Source organism: Bacteroides sp. HMSC067B03 (genome assembly GCF_001811315.1).
Lineage (GTDB): Bacteria > Bacteroidota > Bacteroidia > Bacteroidales > Bacteroidaceae > Bacteroides > Bacteroides faecis.
The window spans coordinates 34,359-57,486 of the sequence record NZ_KV804357.1 but is presented as its reverse complement, the minus strand read 5'-3'; the positions used below and the strand labels follow the sequence as shown (position 1 = coordinate 57,486).

Sequence of the window (23,128 nt, the reverse complement as noted above, 5' to 3'; positions counted from 1 at the left end):
TATAAGGTATGACGACAAAAGAAAAGGTTAAGGCATTATGGCAGTTATGTTTCGACGATAGTGAAGAATTCGTCGAAATGTATTTCAGACTGCGCTATAAAAATGAAATAAATGTGACTATTGAAAGCGGGGACGAAGTGATTTCTGCTCTCCAGATGATCCCTTATCCCATGACTTTTTGTGGAAATACAGTACAGACCTCTTATGTTTCGGGTGCATGCACTCATCCGGATTTCCGCGGAAACGGAGTGATGCGCGAATTACTTTCCCAGGCTTTTGCACGGATGCTTCGCAACGGAACGCATTTCAGTACATTGATTCCTGCTGAACCGTGGTTATTCGATTATTATGCACGGATGGGATACGCTCCTGTATTCCGGTATTCGACCAGAGAATTTACTGTTCCTGAATTTATCCCCTCGAAAGAGATTACAGTTACAGCAGAAATCAATTGTCAAGAGGAAGTTTATCAATATCTAAATAAGAAACTAACTGAACGCCCCTGCTGTATTCAGCATACTTTCGAAGATTTTCAGGTTATTATAGCCGACCTGATTCTGGGTAACGGAGCTTTATTTATAGCCAGACAAGAGAACCGGATCATCGGTATGGCTATCGTATATAGAGGAGAAAAGCAAATTGTTATCAATGAACTTTTTGCAGAGACTAAAGATGCCGAACATAGCTTATTGCATCACATTAAGCAACATACAGGATGCAAAGAGATGCTTCAGCTACTTCCTCCGGATAGTTCACTGACGCTATCTCCGCTAGGTATGGCACGTATAATCAACGCCAAAGAAGTGATGCAATTATATGCATCGGCATTCCCGGAAGATGAGATGCAGCTGGAAGTGCTGGATAAACAGTTATCCGTAAACAATGGTTATTATTACTTATGCAACGGGAAATGTATGTATAGCACCGAGCGTTTACCCGGTGCACATATCAAAATGAATATCAGCGAACTAACCGACAGAGTATTTCAATCGTTCCAACCTTATATGAATTTAATGCTGAATTGAAATATGCTCCTGCCCCGAGAAGTTCTATTTGTCGCCATTCAAATAGCGCACCCGTTCGCAGGCGGCCAGCAGAAAAGCGCCGACCCCAAAGTTAGAAGTAGAATTTGCATCTACTACTTGTCCCGGTATAGCTTTCTCACCAATAGGTTGCACATAGCCAATCTTCCCATCAGGTTGTAAAGCGACTGTTGACAAATATTTCCACGCTTTGTCTACGACAGGTTGATATTGGCGGGAATCGAGAAAACCATTATTAATCCCCCACTGCAATCCATAAGCAAAGAAAGCTGTCCCGCTAGTCTCAGGTCCCGGTGCATGTTGAGGATCAAGCATACTGCGTGTCCAATATCCTTCAGGTTGCTGACAAGCAGCAACAGACTTTGCCAATGTACAGAAACGATCTGCATATTCCGGACGATATTTATCTGTTTCGGGAAGATCTTTCAAGACTTTTGCCAGTCCAGCCAGCACCCACCCGTCTCCACGAGCCCAAAAATCTTTCTTTCCATTTACGCTTTTATGCTTAGGATATACATATTTTCCATCCCGATAGTAAAGTCCGGCTTCTGCATCATACATGATACTGTCAGCATAAGCAAGATACTCATGCAACTTCTCCAGGTAGAGTGGATTCTTAGTAATGTTATACAGTTTTGTCATTACAGGCATCACCATATACAAGCCATCTGCCCACCACCAATAATCATTATTAGGGGTACTCATCTGATATTCCATCACTTCACGGGCGCGGGCAATCTTGTTTGTATCCGGCTCTAAATTATATAAATCGGCATAAGTTTGAAAACAAATCTGATAATCGCCGAAAAGTACATAATCATTGCTTTCACCATAACTGTACTTCCAGTTGGCTTTATTATCAGACTTGGCACCTTTCCATTCGTTATGTTCCGCCCACCCTTTCGAATATTCCAGATATTCCGGCTTGTCCGTCAGGAAATAGGCTTCCATATTTCCGGTATGATAAGCGGCATTGTCCCAAAAAGAACGCCCATGCTCCGGATGGTTTGTTTGCCAATAGCCATTTACTTTATGAATGATATCAATAACTTCTTTCGAAGCAGTCTTATTTTTATCTGTGCAACCAGCACACACCAGACTTCCTAAGAGGAATGCCGATAATAACGTTGCGTATATTTTTCTCATATCTTTATTTATTTGTATTCGTATTTGTTTCCAGCACATAAATCATTTGCGGCTCGATTTCTGCCGTACGTTCACCATCTCCTTGGCGGGTATGCTGTACAAACAGATGCAGTTTCCGCCGTTCCTTCCATAGCTCGGTATCATGAGACGGTTCCCAGGCATCCACTGAAAAATCAGTTAAATCCGTTACCGACCATTTACCATGGCTGACATCGGTTGTATGTGCCATCGACACACGGCTTCCCCGTTCCTCGTCACGGAAAATATAGAATATCTCTTTATCCTCCACTACAATGCGGGGACGGGCAACAGGAATCATCTTCGTGCCGCCTCCTTTCAATGAAAACGGAGTTTTACGATCAGTCACCTGACGATACTTCCATGTTTTTCCATCATTCCAGACAATACGGTATTGAGGAACATCACTCCCCGGTTCTCTCCAGTAAGTTGCAATATAAGGTTTTCCATCGGCATCGGCACTCATGCTTGTCTGGTTAATCAACTCGCTGTTTTGAGGGATGCGACAGGCATATTCTGCGTTTGAAGCAGTGATAGGAAGCTGATATTTTTCTCCATTCGATTGATACCAAGTCACCCCATTATCAAAAGAACGTGCATAGCAAAGATCATGATTGGTCTCTACATGCCAAGTCTCGCGCCATACCCATGACAGATGGATGGTTCCTTTCTCGTCCACATACAGTTGCCAGTAAGCATTCCGCTGATTCTCTCCATCAATCAGAACATCCTGTACACGAGTCCAGGCATGATTCTTCAAAGAATAACGATTCATCACCAGATTTCCGCGACCGGAAGAACCGGAACGATAGGCAAACAGCAAGTCCCCTCCGGATAAAGGATAAAATTCCGGATAAGTGACATTACCTTCATCTACCCCGGTCATCGGCATTTTTTCTCCTAACTCCAGAGAGCCGGGAGCTATCCCCCGGCAATAATTCAACTTATGCCCATGATGATCGAAAGAAACATGCAAGTATCCTTCCCCATCTACCATCATACTAATAATATTATGAGCGTCTTTTACATTACCTTTGTATTGTGTACGGTGTATTGTCCATTTTTTAGATTTCAGCTTCCGTTTGCCAAGTACCAGATACCCTTCGGCATCGTAGTAGCTAATATACTGCTCCCCCTTATGTGTCACCAAGGAATTGTTACGGAATACCGCTGTATTGACAGAAGTACAACTATATCCCTTAGCCACTTCCACCAATCTCTGTGAAAGACACACAGCAGAAACAGAGATCAGCAAGAAAGTTAGTAGTAGTATCCGTTTCATCATCTATTTCTTCTATTTATCAAAGATTTCCAAGTTCCACTTTTCATGCCAGGGTATCGTAATCGCTCCGTTCTTTATCAATACAGGCAGCCATACATAGCGTGAATCTTCCAGGTCCTTCTTTTTCCAACGGTCAAACATGGCAATATATGCATCCTTCTTTCCAATTATCGGCTGCATATATGTACTCTGTGCATAGAAGGTCTTATCCGCATCCGGTCCTGTACAAGGATTGCCTATTGTTTTCCATGTGCCCATAATGGAGTCAGCAACAGCAATTTCTGCAATATTCGGGTCCCACCCTGTGCAACCGGAACTTAACATATAATATTTACCATTATACTTAAAAACTGCCGGAGCTTCACGAGATTCTTTTATGAAATTACGTGTAAAACGTCCGCTTGGTTTCAGATAATCATCCGTCAGGAGACTGATGTACATAGTCTCGTTGTTTTCTGACGAGTAAAATTGGTAAGCTCGTCCGTCGTCATCTACAAATACGGTCTGGTCACGGCTCATTGCATCGTTCGGACGGAAACTTCCCAGATAAGTAAATGGCCCGGCAGGAGAATCGGAAACAGCCACTCCTGCACACGCCTTGCTATAATCTGCACTCTCCACATGCGCCCACATCACAAACTTACCAGTCTTCTTATTATAAATTACTTTGGGGCGTTCCAATACTTTAGACGGATGGAGATCATGGTTCGGATCGTCTTTTACTGCCGGCAGGACAATGCCTTCAAATTTCCAGTTCAGTAAATCTCTGGAAGAATAGCAACCTACTCCCGTCACATCTGTACGATAGCATTCCCATGTAGCCCATTCCGGTAATATCGTTTTTCCTTTTTTATACTCTCCGTACCAATAGTAAGTGCCCTCATGATAAAGCAGTCCCCCACCATGAGCATTAATAGGGTTACCATCCGTATCTTTCCATACTTCACCGGGTATGAAACTTGTATTTTTCTGCGCTTGCGCTTGTATCGGCAGCAGCCCTATAAACATGACTACCGGCAATAAGAATCTAACTATATACACCATACTTTCAAATTATTCATGATATTATTTAAGATTTCTCGCCCACAAAGATACTGGATACATTAAAGAAAAGGGTTCAGAATTGTGTCAAAAAGGGACCAAAAAACGACCAATATTCACGAATTATAAGCTATTTGGGAAATTCTTTACCTTATTTCACTTTATCTACCCATTGAACTCAAGTTCTATTATATACGATATCAATCGATTTTCCACCTATCAACCCATTCGATAAAAGGAGTACCTTTTTCATTAAATTGGATAGGCAACCAGATATAACGTGAGTCTTCCAGACTCTTCGGGCGCCAGTTATCTGCCATAAAAAGGAACTGTTTTTTATCCGGTAAAGGAAGTATATAGGTACTCTGTCCGCCAAATGTTTTATCTGCATTTTCGCCTATACAAGGATTTGGAAGTTGCTTCCATTCTCCAAGAATAGAAGTTGCAGTCAACAAACGAGCTTTATTAGGGTCCCATCCTGTACAGCCGGATGTTATCATCCAATAAATCCCATCCTTTTTGAATATAGCAGGAGCTTCATTATGTCCACCGGGAAAAATCCGAATATATTTACCACTATGGTTGAGATAATCGTCTGTTAATTCCGCAATTTGCAAAGTAAGATTCTCTTCTGAAGAATAAATGTGATAAGCTTTTTCATCATCATCTACGAACAAAGTCATGTCCCGGGACATCTGTCCACCTTCCAGATCACGTTTCACAAACATACCTTTCCGAATTGCTTCATACCATTCTGGTGTCCACCATTCTTTATATTGTTCAAGATTCCATTTTAGCTTGCGTTCTTTCTTAGTCATATTCAAAGGATAAATGCCGGGATTCACACGCCCGGAACGAATAAAGCGATATGGTCCGACAGGCGAATCACTTACAGCAACAGCCGTACGGGCAGGTCCATATCCTTGTCCTTTCAGTTCGAGATGCAGCCACATGATGAACTTTCCGGTCTTCTTATTATAAATAACCTTCGGACGCTCCATGATACATCCTTTCTCAATATCGCTTCCTGCTTCTTCGGAAACTGCAAAAACAATTCCCTCATTTTTCCAGTTAAGTAAATCAGTGGATGAGTAGCAGGCTATGCCTTTTTCTGTGACGAAACCAGTAGCCGGGCGATGTTCTCCAAACCAGTAGTATTTGCCTTCATGAAAAAGTATCCCTCCGCCGTGTGCATTGATCAGCTCACCATCCATATCTCTCCAGACTTCTCCAGAAGCTATTTTTTTCTCTTTCTGATAGACTCTGACATAATCAATCTCATATTTCATTGGCAAGGCGGCCTCATCAATCGGTCCTCCATTAATGCCTCCAATGGCTAAGTTCAATAAAAGATACTGTGGTCTTGTAAAAGGATTGGTTCCCTTTCCTATTTTACCGTTTATGGTATTCTTTAAAGGTATCTCATTTAAAAGTTCATCGTCCAGATAGAGTTTGATCGCTTCTTCATCCCAATCCATTCGCCAGATATGGAACTTTGAAGCCCAATCCGGATCTTTATCGGTAAAATGTGAATAAGGAGTTGCCTGACTATCCCATTTTGCATGCCATTGCCGATCTGTTCCCCATGCAGCATTTGCAAGAATATGAGGTACTCCTTTGATTTGGTAATACTCCATAATGTCAATTTCACCACATGAAGGCCATTCCATATCACGTCCCAAAGCCCAGATAGCAGGCCATGCACCTTTCGCCACCGGAATACGTGCTTTTATTTCAAAACGCCCATACAAAAACTCTTTTTTCCCGGCAGTAGTGACTGACGAAGAAGTATATTCTACAAACTCTCGTTTTTTGCGCCAGTCTTTGCTTCCTGCTACATAAAGGGGATTCTTTCTATCTTTCTCCTTTCGAGCTTCTATTATGAGATATCCATTTCTGCAGATTGCGTTATCCTGTTGATACCATTGGGCTTCTTCGTTACGTGCATATCCCTGTTCAAAGTTCCACACAGAAGAATCCAAAGGACCATCCGTTTCGAATTCATCACTCCAAACTAATCGCCAATCATTCTCCGCTAATGTACATAGTGAAAATGACAAGCCCATCATTAAATTTACAATCTTTACTATCTTCATACAAGTCTGTTTTTCTTTGGGGTTCCAAAACCTATTGATTAATTTATCCTCCGAAAGATAAATTAGTAGTATTCATTATCGACAAAAATAAGAGTTCAATAATAAATAAAGGTACAGAAATCATGCAATTAGGTCGAACTTTAAATAAAGCCTACCTAAATGACCGATATTCGATTCTATTTGAACGATTTATAGACTAGATCTAGCATGCACTTTATATCGACAAATATCCGGATATGTCTATCATCGTCATAAACAAAAAACTTAGAGAAGTAACATATCTCAATTTCACAATATAAAAATTTAGAAATTATCAACAAAGCCAAATTGTGCTGTTATAGTAAGGTACACCTATTTCCTAGATGTACCTTACATAGAGTCATCTACTAGCTTTTATTCTTTACGATAGTAGCTTCTGTTCGATATTCTTTACCATTCTCCATATAATGATACCAAATAGTAAATGTATGCTTCTCTACATCAAAAGTCCCCCCTCCTTTAAGAATAGGAAGATCTTTCCAAGGTTCTATTGTAACCGTATTATCCGTCGGATTAACAATTAATTTCATCGCTGCTTTATCAGCATTAGTTAACTCTTCCGATTCAACTTTATGAAATAGACGAACTGTATACTGGTCGACCGCAATCATTGTACGCGGTGTATTTAAAGAAGATGTTTCACTTACGATTGGTTCATCATTTTCATATCTGACATTTGTTCCACTGATGATATATGTTCCTGAGTATTCATTGACCATTTTGAGATTCACCATTAAAACTGTATCAGTTGGGGTTGGTTCATAATCACTCACTTCTGCTATTCTCAACGGAATAATATAACGCTTATCACAATTTACCTGATCTGCATAAATATGGATAGGAATACGTACATACTCTTCTCCAGCTTTAATAGTGCCTTCCCATGAAGGAATATTGTATAACTCTTGAGGCATAGCTTCATAAGGGATATCATCTCCTACCACATTTTTCTTATTATAATTATCAATATTAATGTAGTCTGCTTGCTCCAGTCTTATAGTTACATCATGATCTAGAGAAACAGTTCCCCCTATTGCCACAGACACAAATATCTCCCGTTCACTACCATAAGCAACCTCCTTTCCTTGCAGTTTATCATAAGCACCAACCAAATAAACCTGCTTTATATATTGTTCTCCATCTATTGGATTTTCAACATTACATGAAGCTAATACAAGTAGAGAAAAACTGAGACACAAGCATCTTGTATAATTAAATAGTTTCATTTTTCGTTCTTTTATAGTTTAACATTATCATTCTGATCACCATCCTGGATTTTGATCAAGTTTCACATTTTTATCCATTACGGTCTGAATAATCGGATAGAACATCAATTTATTGGATATAGTATAAATTGAGTATTGCCAAGTCATTGCCGTCCGCTTATGGTATGCCTCTCTGTTACTACTTTTTGCATTCACATTCATACCATAAAAAGTACCTACATTCTTAGTCAAGTCTCCCCAACGACGTAAATCAAAAAAGCGCCTACCTTCCAAAGCAAATTCTACTTGACGCTCTCTTTTTATTATCTCACGCATTTTTGCAGGATCATTTAATTCTGCATCTGTTACTCCTGGTAAACCAGCACGGAAACGAATCATGTTGAAATATTTTCTCATTTCATCCTTATCCCTTTTCACCGTAATATTATTATCCTCATCTGTATACACAACCCCTTCTTCCATCTCGTTCATGGCTTCTACATAGTTAAGCAAGATTTCAGCATAACGAATAAGGGGGAAGTATTTACTTCTATAACCTCCTTTTGGACTATCCGAAGTATGAACATATTTACAACAATTATAGCCACTAAAACTCTTATCGTCAGGATGATCTCCCCAAGCAGCCCCAGTGCCATCAATATAGTAAGTCACCTCCAGATTCTTCTTGTTAGGTTCAGTACCAGCATAGGAACTCGCTTCCCAATAGCGGTGATTAAAAGCAATAGTAGCATAAAAACGCATTTCACGATTATCATACATCTTTGCAACCTGAGCAGGCATTTGATAACCTGAAAAACTTTTCCCATTATTTCCAATAGGTTTCCATGCTTCTGCCTCAACAGGATAAGGATATTCTTGACTTGATTCATTAATATCATACCCATCAACCATTTTGTAGGCATCCACTAATTGCTGGCTCACATTCAATCCATTACCTCCTCCCATTACTGCAGGAAAGGCAACATATAAAACATCATTATTAAAACCAGCTGTCCAAATATATTCTGAAACATTCAACGCTAGCTCTTCACCTGTAAACATATCATTATAAGATCTAAAAGGATCAATGTCTCCAGCACCATTAGGAAAATTTCCATTTGGCACATTTTTAGGTAGTTCTGGTGTATCTGCATCTTTTGGCACTGTAAATAGAGCATATTTATCTAAATTGATCACTCTTTTTGCTGCCGCAGCAGCTATTCCCCATTTCTGTAAATCTTTTGTTTGAGAAATATATGGCACACCATCTATATGACGAATAAAATCATAATAATAAGGATTACCATTAAACCACGGACTAGCAGCCTCTAAACGAATACGAGAAATTATAGACAATGCAGCACCTTTTGTAGGAACACGATAAGTAGATACATCTGGACGTTCATCTAACAACATGGCAGCAGCAGATTCCAAATTCTCACAAATATAATCTACACATTCATCATAAGTTCCTCTAGGAAAACTTAAAGATTCAGTCGAACCATTAGTCGGCAACGGATCATCCGGCAAAATGGGTACAGGACCATATTGTCTCAATAAACTATAATATAGATAAGCACGTAAGAAGTGAGCACGTCCGGTAAAATCACGACGATCTACCTCCGAGATATCTTCGCATTCGTGAATTCGTTGAATTACTTGATTGGCACGCCGAATACCTTTATAAAATCTATTATAATAATCATATGAACTACTAAAACGATCGATTTTACCCTGAGCATAATCAACAGGAGTCATTTTAAAAGAACAAAAAGCTTCATCAGTAGTTAACGCAAAAGGATCTTCACCTTTCCACCACAAGATTTCTTCACGCGGTAAATACATAGAAGCACCATTTATATATTGCTCGAGCAAAGATTTACGTTTAAATATAGAATCAAGACTAGTCATATCATAAATATAGCGATCTACATCCAGATAAGAGTCACAAGAACACACACTAAAAGCCATGACAGCAGTAATGCCTGCAATAACTATACTTCTTATATTTTTCATATTTTTTGTCCTCATTAAAAATTAAAATTCAACTGCAATGTATAAGTACGCTGAATAGGATATTTAGTTCCATTACCACTAGCCTGTCCCGGGTCCCATAACTTAATATCATCCCATGTACATATATTATTAACAATAAAACTTATGTCAATACCACTTACTCCTATAACGTTACTCAACCACGGATGTGCATAAGAATAACGTGCCGTAAGATTCTTAAAACGCAAGTAACGATTATCTGCTAACCAAAAAGTAGATGCACGATTATTATTCTTATTCTCTCCATATGTTAAACGAGGAAAACGAGCATTTGGATTCTCTGTTGAAGGATTTCCAGAAATTTCACGTGAAGTCCAGCGATTAGATGGCTCTGTTACAATATTCAACAAATTACCTCGGCTTTCCCATGCAAAAGGATAAAAACCAGTACCACCATAAAAATAATTGCTGTGCCCAGCCCCTTCGAAAAGAGCACTTAATGAAAATTTCTTCCATCTAATTTCTGCAGCAAATCCATATTGCAATTCAGGAGTTGCAGAATACGAAAGTGGCACTTCATCATCAGAATTAATAACTCCATCATTATTCACATCTTTATATTTGATATCACCCGGTAGAACTACACTCTCAAAAGTCTGCTTGGGACTACTTTCAATATCAGCTTCATCTTTAAATAAACCTAAGGCAATCAAACCTCTTTGTACACCATTAGGAATGCCAATTCGCGATTGATAAGGATAACGAATACCTGATTCTTCCCAATTAGTAACTTTATTTCGCGAGTAAGTAAAATTGGCACGTAAAGTCATTCTCCAATCTTTATTAAATGCATGATCAAAAGAAATGTTACCATCAAAGCCATGACTTCTCATACTTCCCATATTGGCCCATGGAAAATTGACTAATCCTACTTCAGTTGGAATAGTAGCACGTTGTTGGAATATTCCAGTACGTTTATCATTGAAATAGTCAACAGTAAACTGTACTTTCTCATGAAATAAATGAGCATCTATACCAATATCAAATTTATGGGCGGTCTCCCAAGTCAAGCCGTCAGTACCAATTTGGTCTTCTCCTAAAACCCCGCCACTAGCCCAGGAAGTTCCTGACATTCCTGAATAAATAGTTGTTAAATATGGAAAACGTTTACCTCCAATACGATCATTGCCTACCAAACCATAAGAAGCACGTATTTTAAGGAAATTCAAAAACGGGATTTTTTCTCTTAGGAAGTCATATTGAGTAGGAACCCAACCACCAGAGACCGCTGGAAACCAGCCGAAACGTTCACCTGTCGGAAACTGTTCAGAACCCGTATAGCCAATATTGAATTCTGCAAAATAAGTATCCTTAAAACCATAAGTTACACGACCAGATAAAGACTCATAACGTGTAGGAATCGCTGCCAAATTATCATTAGCATCTGAATTTGAATTACTTTGCAAATAAAAAAGAACCAATCCACCAATTCTATGCTCACCAAAAGTACGGTTGTAGTTTCCTGTTAATTCCCAATAATAGGAGCGTGCGCTATAAACATCCTTACCAAAAGACAAATCTTTCTTCTCACGAGTCCTTTTCAAATTCAAACTTCCATCAGCATTTCTACCATCAGCATAATAAAGATCTGGCATCTTTGTACGAGTAATATTATGCTGCGATTCACCATTGTAAGAAAACACACCTTTAATATCTAAGCCTTTTGTTATAAAAGATAAATCTTGTTTCAGAGTTACCAATAATCCCGTATTTAAACGTCTATTTTCTTTAAATCCCGTATAATTTAATTGAACATAAGGAGAAAGTTCATCAGCATTAGCTCCATAAGTAGCCAATGAACCATCAGAGTATTTGACCGGAGTTGTAAGTGGAGTCAAGTTTGCCTGTGCTTGCCACAAAGCATCATTATTATCACCAAACCCCGGAGCATTTTGATTTACAATCACTTGATTTAGTTTAAGCCCCAAATTGGTTGTTTTTGTCAAGTTTACATCCATGTTCGCCAAAAATGAATACTTATGATAGCTAACGTTCGTATCATATTTATTTGCTGATTTATCCTGCTTAAAAACTGCATCTTTATTCTGTATACTCAATGACATATAGTAACGAGCTGCAGTACCACCACCAGCAACACTTAAAAAATGTTGATTCTGCCATACATGATCTTTCAAAATCACATCCCTCCAGTTCACATTAGGATACAAGTCCTGATCCATGCCTGTACGAATCAATTCCATTGCGACATCAGAATAGATAGGATCTTTACCACGAGAAAGACGAGCTTCATTTGCTAATTGAGCGTACGAATAAGCATCTGCATATTCTGGCATACGTGCAGACTCACTCATTATCAAATTTGTTTTAAAATTAATTCTCAGCTTTCCCGCCTTACCACTTTTTGTTGTTATTACCACCACTCCATTCGCACCACGTACACCATACACAGCAGTTGCGGAGGCATCTTTCAATACAGAAAAACTTTCTATATCTGAAGGGTCAAGATCATTTATATTTCCTTCTACACCATCCACCAATACCAAAGCAGAGGCATTGGCTCCAAAAGTACTAATACCACGAATCCAGAATTCTGAAAAGTCATCTCCAGGCTCACCACTACGAGTCACAGCAATAATACCTGGGACATTTCCACCTAACATATTAGAGATAGAAGTACCTGGTTGGTCCAGAATTTCCGGTTTCACCACTGTAATTGCCCCCGTCACAGAAACCTTTCTTTGGTTAGCCTGTCCAACAACTACAACTTCATCCAGGTCACTAACATCGGCTTTCATTACAATTTTGATTTGCTCTTTGTTGCCTGTTACAACATACTTCTCATTTTTAAAACCTACATAAGTAAAAAGCAATGTTGTTTTATTAAGAAGATTCGGTAAACGGAACTTACCGTCCAAATCAGTGACTGTTCCTTGGGAAGTATTTGCTTGATTAACCACACTTACCCCTATTAAAGGTTCACCGTTTTCGTCCATCACTGTTCCAGCGACCATAAATCCATTTTGTCCCCACGACATCGAAATACATGAAAACAAAAGCGAAATAACAATTAATAATTGTTTCATATATATTTTAATTTAAGATTATTCTACTGCAAATTTTCTCACTACACATCCCCAACGCTCACCGATAAAGAAATTTTCTTCATCATCCATACAAACAACATAAGGATAATTAAAAGTAGATTCTAAAGGTAATCCATCAACGCCGCCACTTTTCTGATATTGTCCAGCAACAGTAGTAAGCATTCCATCAATACGAGAAATTTTTCGTAAAGTATAACCCTGCGAATCACAAAAATATAAGTTACCACTTTTATCAAAAGTAATACCTGCCGGGTTTCTCAATGTAGCTTCCAGGCGAGGTCCATCTTTCCCGCCAATCGAATTAAATCCGGCATAATCCTCCACAGTTTGCCCATCATGAGAAACTTTATAAATCCCTTGCGCATTTTGTAGAGAAAGATAAAAGCAGTTTTCAACAGGATTAAATGCCAAGTAAGAAGTCTCTTTATCAACCTTTCCACAATTTGAATTCAAAATTTCAACATTCTGCGGATTAGCAATTTCGACTCTTCCAAATTTACCATTATGGTCGCGGAAATAAAGATATTTTTCATCATTATCTAACGCACAAGAATGAATTTGCCCTGTGACGTTTGCTATTCCAGAAGTCAAACGTTTAGAAGTCCATGAGTTTTCCCTCGCAAAATAATAAATAGCATGAGGGCTAACTGTTTGAATAACATAAACTCTAGTACGATCTTTTGTGACAGCAGGTTGACCTAGTTTAAAACCTGAGAACAGGGTTGAAACCTTGTTGTCATCAATAGAAACCATACGAACACGTCCATCATCTCCTTCACAAACTATCAAGTTATTTCCTACCACTGAAGCAATACCAGAAATCTTCCCAAAACGTGAATCAATCAATGTCCCATCTGTATAGCCTCCAACTCCCGATTTGCCAGCAACTGTAGATACCTGCTCCACTTTCACATAACGAAAAGTTTGTGGAGATTTACTTTCCTTTCCGTCTACAGTAACAACTACCTCATTAAAGCCATCCTCTTGTTTAGGCATAATCCCATATAAAGTCTCTCCGTTTGTACTGACGAGTACAGCTTCACGATCACCATTAAAAATTACCTTAATTTTTGATAAGTCATTGCCAAAATTGCTTCCTTTTATAACAAAAGGAGTTTTATATCCACCAGAATCAGGTAATATTGCAGTTATTTCCACAGGTTTACTCGAATCATAGGCTGTACTGACATAAGTCGGAGTAACATAAGCATAGTCCTCCTTACAAGAAAAAAGAAGACCGACTAAAAATAAAACACTAAATGTGGATAAGACCGTCTTAAGTACATACCCCACATTCATACTGGATTTCTTTCTTTTCATGCTATTTTTTTTTAAAAGGTTAATAAAGTTATTTTCTATTCTACCGAAAAAATGATTGAAAGTAGTATTGAGATATTTCTCCGTTATCACAATGCAAATATAGGTGCGAACATCTGCACTTTACTCTAAAGATAGCTCTACAAGGTCGAATTTGAGATATTCGACATATTTGAATTATAATTCGACATAGAAGGTTTATTTATATTCTCCCCTGTTATATTACAGCAAAAACATAGTTCACTAATATATCTACATATCTAATTATAGCATAATTAACTTAGAATCAAGTCTACTCTAATATCTTCAAGTCCATATTTTAGTTCGTATGATTATACTCCTTCGAAAGAAGCACTATAATCAATCTTTCATAGAAGTATAGTCTCCGAAAGAAAGACCACAGCCCTACGAAACAATTTGTGTACCTGAAGATAATATCCTTTATTATTAACACACTACCTCATTCTGATACAGAGAGAGGTTTACAATAAACTTAAAAAAGATAATTCAAAAGGCAATTTTACTTAGTCTTTTTCTTTCTCGATAATAAATCGTTCAATATATTCAGACGGTAACATACCAAACTCCTTTTTAAAACAAGAACTAAAATACTTAGGATCATTAAAACCTACTGCATAAGCTAATTCGGAAACACGAATATTGATCCCTTTTTCTTCCATAATCCTACAGGCTGCTTTCAAACGAACATTACGTATAAAAGAAGAAGTATTCAAACCTGCTAAAGACTTCAACTTTTTATATAAAGTAGATTTACTAGTTAACATTTCATCCGCAAATTGCGCTTGATCAAAGTTGGGATCTTCTAAGTGGTTATTTACACAATTAATAGCACGTTGAATAAAATCCTCATCCAAACTGGTATAATTTAAATCTTTCACTTCAAATACAATTTGATTTTTAAAATCATGTGCCATTCGTGCTTTATACTTTAACAAATTGCGAATACGTGCATGAAGAACTGTCAAATTAAAAGGTTTACTAATAAATGCATCCGCACCAATTTCATAAGCTTCCGCTCTATCCTCTTCCTTATTCTTAGCAGTCAATAAAATGACCGGTATATGACTAATCTCCAAATGCCCTTTCACATATTTACAAAATTCTATCCCATCCATTTCAGGCATCATTATATCAGATACAATTAAATCAACATCTTCATTTTCTAATACTATAATACCTTCCTTCCCATTTTCCGCAGTGAAAACATTATATTCGCGGCCCAATAGTTTTGTCATCAGGTTTAGTAATTCCTCATTATCTTCCACTAACAATATGGAATTGGCTTTTGTCGCCAATTCTTGGACTTCAGCAATAACATCTTCCGGTGTATCCTCGTAATCAATAGCTGTTTGCCTCAAAGAAATAACTTCGTCATCAATTTGCTCTTCATCATAATAAGAACGCTCAATAGGGATTCGTACAATAAACTCGGTACCATGATCTACCTCACTTTCTACTGAGATTGTTCCCCCATGCAATGTAACCAAATCTTTTGTTAATGAAAGTCCGATGCCCGTACCAATAGTATTAAATTTACGATAATCCCCCTCATAGAATCGTTTGAAAAGAGTTGCTTGTTTCTCTCTTGAGATACCCTTTCCATTATCTTTAACCCTCAATAACACAAACTCTCTATCTTCTTCATCATAAGATAAAGTTACTTGGATAAATCCATCTTCTTTATTATATTTAGCGGCATTTGACAATAAATTATACATGATTTTATCTAACTTATCTATATCAAAGTAACCAACAATAGATTCAGGGTCACAAAGAAGTGAAAAATGTATCTTACGTTTTTTCACTAAAGGCTTAAAGCTTTCAGTCCCTGTTCTTACAAAAGCAGCAAGATCTCCTGGAGAGACTCGTAACTTCAAATTACCAGTTTCCGCTTTACGAAATTCAAGAATTTGTTGTAACAATCGAATTAGTCGCTGAATATTACTATTCATTACAGTATATAAGTCATTATGACTAGGTGCCTGTGTTTTCAACTCATCAACTGTTGCCGAAATAATTGTTAATGGAGTTAATAATTCATGGGTAATATTAGTAAAGAACTGCAACTTAGCGTGATTTAATTCTTCCGCCTTTGCCTTCTCCATTTCACGAAGCCGTAAGGCATTCTGAAGCAATATACGTTTTTTAATTGTACGGTAAATTAAGACACCAATAACCAATACCAATACCATATATAATAGATAAGCCCACCAAGTTGCCCAAAACGGAGGAAGGACTACCACTGTGAATTCACGTACATAACCACTCCATTCTCCGTTTTCATTCGTTGCTTTCAGTTGAAACGTATACGTTCCACTTGGCAGATTGTTATAATAGGCAAAACGACGATCTGCATCCGTATACTGCCAATCCCGGTCAAAGTTCTGGAGACGATAAGCATACCTGTTCAGTTCAGGATTCTTGTAAGTAAGAGCAGCAAATTCAATGCTAAAATTATTGTATTTATAGGGAAGTTCAATCTTACTTGTATAGGTAGGCATTACCGGAGAAATCTTCTGCTGTAGCTCAACCGGCAAGTTTTTAAAAGAGTGGTTGAATATTTTAATATCTGTTATCAGGAAATTAGTTTCCTGAGATGGGATTTCCATTTTATCGGGAAAAAAACTATTGTAGCCTTTATGGCCTCCAAAGAAGAGTTCTCCATCACGGCTACAAGACGAATTGACAATAAAGTTATCTTGTAGTCCATCAGCAGAAGTATATATACGAGTCGAAAAATCATTTCCAACAGCAACCACATAAAGTTTCACCAGTCCGGAAACTGTTCCCAGCCATAAATTTCCACTTTTATCTTCTTCTATACTAACGATAACATCTCCCGGAATGCTATATGTCCGTGTCTTTTCTTCAAACTGTCCCGTGCTACGATTATAAAGGTATAATCCTCCTCCCTCTGTCCCCGCCCATAATCGTCCAAAACGGTCAATATGCATGCAGAGAACTGTATTCGTGATTAATTTACGGTTATGAAAACTATAATTCTCATACTTCAGCGTTGAAGGTTGCCGAACATCTCCCGTTATATGAATCACACCAAAATTGGATGTAGCCAACCAAACACTGTTATCCATATCCTGCACGATATCTCTTACATATATCCATCCAGCAGACAAGCTATCATTAAAATTCATTGTTTCGAAGCGATAGTCAGTACCATCAGATAAACGGACTCCTATTCCTCCACGCGTACCAATCCAGCAATTCCCTTCATAATCTTCATATAAAGCCGATACACAATCTGAAGTGAGAAAAGCACTATTCTTCGTTGTTAAGTGCTTCACCTTCTCGCCTTTCCGATAGACGTAAATTCCTCCGTTATACATACCAAACCAGATATCACCACTTTTTTTACGCTGAACAACCGCAAAAAGAGAAGGCAAATCTTTTACACCTGAAAATTCCGGTATATGTGAATACATCTTTAGTTCGCCCGTCACATACTCTCTACGCGCTAATCCGTAAGTTCCAACTCCAATCCATAAATTTTGATCTGAATCGGCAAATAACGTACGAACAGAAGTTACCGGAATATCTTCATCACCGAAATTAAGTGTATGCAAAGCAAATGCAGGTTGCCGTGTATCAGCCATCAAAACTCCACCGCCAATGGCTCCTATCCACATATTCTTCTGACTATCACGCATAATTGAATTTACTTCGTCAGAAGGAATACGATAATCAGATTTCCCTGATTTATAATTAATAAAGGAACTCGACTCATCAAGTCTTAAAATACTTAATCCACTGCGTGTACCAACCCATAAAGTATGAGTATTTATATCTTCAGCTATATCATATACTATATTATCGGATAAACTTGAATCATCGCCATTTTCATGCAGGAAACTTTGGTAAGACACATTCTCCATATCTTTAGGATTCCGTAGTTTAAAAAGTCCATAGCCCCAGCTTCCTACCCAAATATCTTTATTACTATCTTCATAAATAACATGAGAAGAATATTGCTCATTAATTTTGGGATATACTACTACTTTATCTGTAGATGGAGAATAACGAAATAACCCTTGTGCCCAAGTTCCAATCCAAAGATCGCCATCTGAATCTTCTAATAAAGATTTGATTGTAACATATCGTAGCCTGCCATCTCCAAATTCATCTCCACAGACAACAAAAGTGTCTTTCTCCGGAACATAGCGGCATAAGCCATTATCAGTACCTACCCAAAGAGTATTATCACGAGTCACACATAGTGCAGACACTACATTATTAGATATGGATGGCGCTTTGTACTTTTTGATCTCTCCTGTTCTCTTATCCATCACATTCAATCCTTCCGATGTACCAATCCAAAGATTATTATTATTATCATCAACCAGGCAAGTGATGCTATTAGTGGTCAATAAATCCGGAGAATAAAGATTGGATTTATAAAGCGTCGTTTCATATCCATTATATTGGCATAATCCATTACGAGTAGCGAACCAAATAAATCCATCTCTATCTTGATATACTTTTTGAACTTCATTGGTTGGCAGTGAATGTGGAGCGGAAAGTTGCTTAAATTTCAAGTTATAGATAACTTCTTCAGTTGCCGACAGCAAAGTGAAGTTAAAGAGCATGAATGAAATGAAGAAGCCTAACTTATATAAGAAAGTAGTAATTCTTGTGTTTTTCATATAACCAGATTTTGTTCGTTCAAACGCAAATATAATAATCTTAATTTATATATACGACCAAAATTATGAATAAAAAGATTAATAAACAACGACTAAATAATAGTATAGACAGATATACTGATAAGTAGAACATTTTGAAGGAAAATTCGCCTTAGTAAGCAACCACTAATAGCAATTATTCCTACAAAAAAAGACAGTGAAAGCATGCCTCCACTGTCTCTTCTTTCATTTTTATAATATCACTGAAATAGAATTGTTTTTGTTTCTTTTGCAGATAATTGAATTATTACCTGTTTCTTATCCTCCGAGATACGAATAGATTTGACAGGACTCAATTCCTTCTTGGAAAAGGTATTCTTACCATCATTCTTTTTCCATAATTGAAGCATTACATAGATTTTACTGTCAGTTAGTTTATCAGAAGTCATAATCAAGCCACACTGATTACTTACCGGATGTAATCCCTCCGGATACATTGTATATACTTTATTCCAACCAGCCAATGGTATCATTGCAAGCTCATATTCTCCATTAGACAAAACTGGCACTTCCTGTCTATCTACTTTCCGGGATGTTTCTTGGATATTTGTATTCAGACGGGGAAGAGAATAATGTCCTAAACATATCTCTGTCGGCTCAGATACTGAAACCTTATCCACTCTCAGTATTCCGTTTGGCAGCGGAATATCAGCCAGTTGGTACTTTACAGTACTATCTGTTTCGAGCACAGCATCACGACGGTAAATACCATCTTTAAAACTCTGGAATGTATAAAGCCGTAATACCTCCCATTCACCTTTCTTATTCTTTGTTCCGTAATTCATGGATATTTCCCCGTTATTTCCGTCCGCCATCCACGGAAATTCCGTGTTGTAAGCCAACTTATTGTAGTTTTCTGTACTACGGAACTTTTGCCAGTCCTTTGCAACCGTTTCATGACACCATGAGCGCATCTCGGAAGCACCACTATTCGGATAATTCGTTATTAGCAAATTGGTTCCCGGTTGAAACTGATTATACACATTTCCTTTTTTCAGCTCTTTTTCCCAAGGGCCAGTATTTTCTTTAGCAGTCCAAAACTCAGCATCTTCCGGCAGCAACAAACTTAGGAAAGCTTTACCACACCAGTATACGCTACCACGACAGCTATAGATCTGTACGGCAGGAGCAAAAGGCTCGTAAAAGCCCATTGTCGGAACACCATCTTCTAGAAATTCCGGTCTTTCCAGAAATTGTAATAAAGTAGAAGATGCTATTCTTCTTATCCACCCATAATTTACTTCACCGCTCTGATCATATTCAAGCAAAGCAAGTGGGGCAACTGACGCAAAACGATAGCAGATACTTCGTCCCCACATATTCATCTTACCATCCCGACTGAACATATACGGATAGTTAGCTACCATATCATGTTGATTTGCCAAGAATTGCTGTGCCAACTGAGGATACTGCTTCTTCCCAAACATCTCCGCCCAGATAGGGCCATAGGTCTGGTATGCCCATGCACTGTAATAGTCATAAGCCGGAGCATCGTTGTACCAGCCTTCTCCACGATAACGTGCCAGGAGTTTCTTTAAGTTTGATTCTAAATAATCATCATTCACGACATAGCCCTGATCTTTCATAAAACTTAAGATAAACACATTGAAGAACATCCAGTTGGAACCGATAGTCGGTCCCTCTCCATAACTCAGCATGGTCGCAGCAAGCGAATCCTTTTGTGATTTCGTCAACGGGTCCCACAAAATAGCCTGGGCTGCTTTCATTGAAATAGCCAAAGAGCCTAACTCAAGTAAAGTCTGACTGGGACCTCCCTTACGATGAGGAATATAACTCTTACTTTTCGGATTAGAGAGATTCACCAATTGATGCCGATAATAGTCTGCCACCTTTATTCCGTTCATCACTAAATCCGGGTTATCTTTCAAAAGAGGAGCAGCCACAAACAAGGTTCGTGCCAGTCCCTCCAGCTTGGCAACCGGAACTTGTCCGTCATTATTGGGATATGTTTTGTCCAGTTGCTTCGGAAAGTACATCTGATCGTCCAATGTATGAATATAATTGAATGCACCTTGCAGCAAATATTCGCCCGCCTGTATCCAGTGTTGGCGTGTCATTCCTGTATAAGGACTTCTTTGATAATCCGGTTGCTGTACGGTAAACACATTTTCTTGTGCAGCAACTGATCCCCCCAACAAAGGGAGAACAAACAATGCAAGAATTCCTGCCACACTATTTTTTAAAGCTCTCCTTCTCATTTTATTTCTATTTTTTGATCCAACAGTCCGTTAATATATACACATAATACACCTTTATTATACTCCCACTTTAGCTTGAAGCTTTCATACTTTTGTGGAGTGTACCACTTGCCACCTGTACTGCGCGAAGTTGTTTTCCAGCAATCAGATGTTCCGAGTATATTGGAACTGGTATACACCTTTCCTTTATATCTCACTTCCGGCTTCATCGTTTTCCCATCCAGATAATACTCAAGATCACCCAGTTGCAAAAGTGTGCCTTGATAATGAGCGGCATCAAGAGTGACCGTTTGTTCCAGTGTAAAAGCCTTCTTCGGGTTGAACTTGAAATTCTTCTCCGTTACAAGATTCTTTTTCTTCTTTGCATCCGGAAAGCCTTTAAAATCACAAGCAATTCCCGTGCAGTAACCTTGCGGATAACGTGAGCTGACAATCCAATCATAATAATTGCCGAACATCCACGTAAGTCTCAAAGGTGAATCTTCCGAACCAGGTATTATATAAGGACGGACATTATTATACTGCGAGTCTTTCGTGACTGCTTCTGTAGAAGCAATCTCCCCGTCTTCATTCAACACAAATTTTATAATCTCGTAGACTTTCCCCTGTTTTCCTTCCACAGGCAGCGAACAATACACATGATTAGTATTCGACGGATCTATAGCCATACCGGCACTATAACATTTTTCCAGATTAGGGGTCTGATGAAAATGACCGCCGGCATTGGCTAGAAATGTCATCTTCCATTCGTGCCCGTTCCACTTCGCATAGTAGTAATCATGGGAGTTCTTATCACTGCTGATACGTACCATGGCAATAACCGGATGATTATTCTCATCCGAAGCAACCTGCCACACCCAATCACGCGCCGACGAATGATCGACCAAAGTAGATGGATACCGGCGTACATAGTCAGTCGTCTTGTTCACTTTAAAGGTACCGTCGGCAATAGCCGAAAGAATATTTCCCCTGACATCCTTCAGCTGCAAAGAGCGGATGTCGATATAATTAAAATACAGAAAATTAGGTTCCTCATTGTCCGGATGTCCGGTCGTATAAGCAAAATAAATCTTATCCTTTCCATTCGACATATACTTGGCATAAGGACGGGCACCTGTAGACTTCACTATCTGATAAGGCCCCCAGTCTACCTTTACCTGATCATCCTGATCGGGCAACGACAAGCGGGCAACAGTAGGATGCCAGCCAATCCCCCGCCAACACAGATAGATATGCTCCGGATCATCCGACAAGATAAACGGAGACGGATAAGTGGTATTATCCTTCGTTTTAATCACCTTTTCATCTCCCAGTGTCGTTATGTCTCCGGGAGTGCGGGAGATACGATAATAGAAACAAGACTCATCCGTATGGCGCGAATAAAAGATCATGATCCGTTCGTCCGGCAATACCAGAAACGTCGGATTATTATGGTCATCCGGCTGAAAATAAGAGCGGATCAACACCTCATCCTGCCGCTTCTTTTTAAAGTCATACTGCATAGCTTTAATATTGCCATGTACATCAATATAACCGATATATGTCTTGTTTATCGTACCTTTTTTATTTTCATAATGCAAAGCCCGCGGATCGGCAAACCAGCACCAGGCTCCTTCGGCAGTTACTTCATGCCCTTGTGCCGGCCATAAATGACAGAATAAGTATAAAATCAGAAAAGGTAAAATCAGTTTCGCTCTCATAGTAATAATATATTTTTAGATCAGTGCAAAAATAGTGCTTTATAATCAAAAGGATATCCGAATACCGTTCATTAAAGTCTAAATTTAGTTCACAACTTCTATTATGAATGATAATTATCCCCCTTTGACAGATATGTGACCCTTCTTTTATTCAGATAAGACCTATCTTTGTAGCATACGAACT

At 38.5% G+C, this 23,128-nt stretch carries 12 protein-coding genes; 1 reads left to right on the top strand and 11 read right to left on the bottom strand.

Going from position 1 to position 23,128, the window contains the following annotated elements; genetic code table 11:
- Positions 1-8 precede the first annotated feature (8 nt).
- Positions 9-1,025: a GNAT family N-acetyltransferase gene (locus HMPREF2794_RS12110; RefSeq protein ID WP_022301191.1), complete on the top strand. Its 1,017-nt coding sequence runs from the start codon at positions 9-11 to the stop codon at positions 1,023-1,025.
- A 24-nt stretch (positions 1,026-1,049) separates the two neighbouring features.
- Here the strand turns inward: HMPREF2794_RS12110 and HMPREF2794_RS12105 are convergent, their stop codons facing one another.
- The 11 genes from HMPREF2794_RS12105 to HMPREF2794_RS12055 all read right to left on the bottom strand — a co-directional run bounded on the left by HMPREF2794_RS12105 (position 1,050) and on the right by HMPREF2794_RS12055 (position 22,944).
- Complete coding sequence (locus HMPREF2794_RS12105; RefSeq protein WP_010536348.1) at positions 1,050-2,189, bottom strand: glycoside hydrolase family 88/105 protein; 1,140 nt, start codon at positions 2,187-2,189, stop codon at positions 1,050-1,052.
- Between the two features lie 4 nt (positions 2,190-2,193).
- Positions 2,194-3,489, bottom strand: coding sequence for an alpha-l-rhamnosidase (locus tag HMPREF2794_RS12100; RefSeq protein WP_070751635.1), 1,296 nt, complete (start codon positions 3,487-3,489; stop codon positions 2,194-2,196).
- A gap of 12 nt (positions 3,490-3,501) precedes the next feature.
- Entirely contained in the window at positions 3,502-4,533 is a 1,032-nt protein-coding gene (locus HMPREF2794_RS12095) for a glycoside hydrolase family 43 protein (protein WP_070751596.1), read from the bottom strand.
- Positions 4,534-4,730: 197 nt separating this feature from the next.
- Entirely contained in the window at positions 4,731-6,626 is a 1,896-nt protein-coding gene (locus HMPREF2794_RS12090; RefSeq protein WP_070751595.1) for a family 43 glycosylhydrolase, read from the bottom strand.
- A gap of 386 nt (positions 6,627-7,012) precedes the next feature.
- Positions 7,013-7,891, bottom strand: a complete 879-nt coding sequence (locus HMPREF2794_RS12085) for a BT_3044 domain-containing protein (RefSeq protein WP_010536344.1) — start codon at positions 7,889-7,891, stop codon at positions 7,013-7,015.
- A gap of 36 nt (positions 7,892-7,927) precedes the next feature.
- The gene (locus HMPREF2794_RS12080) at positions 7,928-9,886 is read right to left on the bottom strand and encodes a RagB/SusD family nutrient uptake outer membrane protein (protein WP_010536343.1); all 1,959 of its coding nucleotides are present in this window, start codon (positions 9,884-9,886) and stop codon (positions 7,928-7,930) included.
- Between the two features lie 14 nt (positions 9,887-9,900).
- Entirely contained in the window at positions 9,901-12,969 is a 3,069-nt protein-coding gene (locus HMPREF2794_RS12075; RefSeq protein ID WP_022301195.1) for a SusC/RagA family TonB-linked outer membrane protein, read from the bottom strand.
- 18 nt (positions 12,970-12,987) lie between these two features.
- The gene (locus HMPREF2794_RS12070) at positions 12,988-14,310 is read right to left on the bottom strand and encodes an IPT/TIG domain-containing protein (protein WP_070751594.1); all 1,323 of its coding nucleotides are present in this window, start codon (positions 14,308-14,310) and stop codon (positions 12,988-12,990) included.
- A gap of 521 nt (positions 14,311-14,831) precedes the next feature.
- Positions 14,832-18,986 carry a hybrid sensor histidine kinase/response regulator transcription factor gene (locus tag HMPREF2794_RS12065; RefSeq protein ID WP_070751593.1) on the bottom strand — a complete coding sequence of 1,385 codons (4,155 nt, stop codon included), beginning with the start codon at positions 18,984-18,986 and terminating at the stop codon, positions 14,832-14,834.
- Positions 18,987-19,225: 239 nt separating this feature from the next.
- On the bottom strand, positions 19,226-21,244 hold the full coding sequence (locus HMPREF2794_RS12060) for an exo-beta-galactosidase/exo-beta-(1,6)-glucuronidase (protein WP_070751592.1): 2,019 nt from the start codon (positions 21,242-21,244) through the stop codon (positions 19,226-19,228).
- On the bottom strand, positions 21,241-22,944 hold the full coding sequence (locus HMPREF2794_RS12055; RefSeq protein ID WP_070751591.1) for a BNR repeat-containing protein: 1,704 nt from the start codon (positions 22,942-22,944) through the stop codon (positions 21,241-21,243). The genes HMPREF2794_RS12060 and HMPREF2794_RS12055 overlap by 4 nt, the downstream gene beginning before the upstream one ends.
- Positions 22,945-23,128 lie beyond the last annotated feature (184 nt).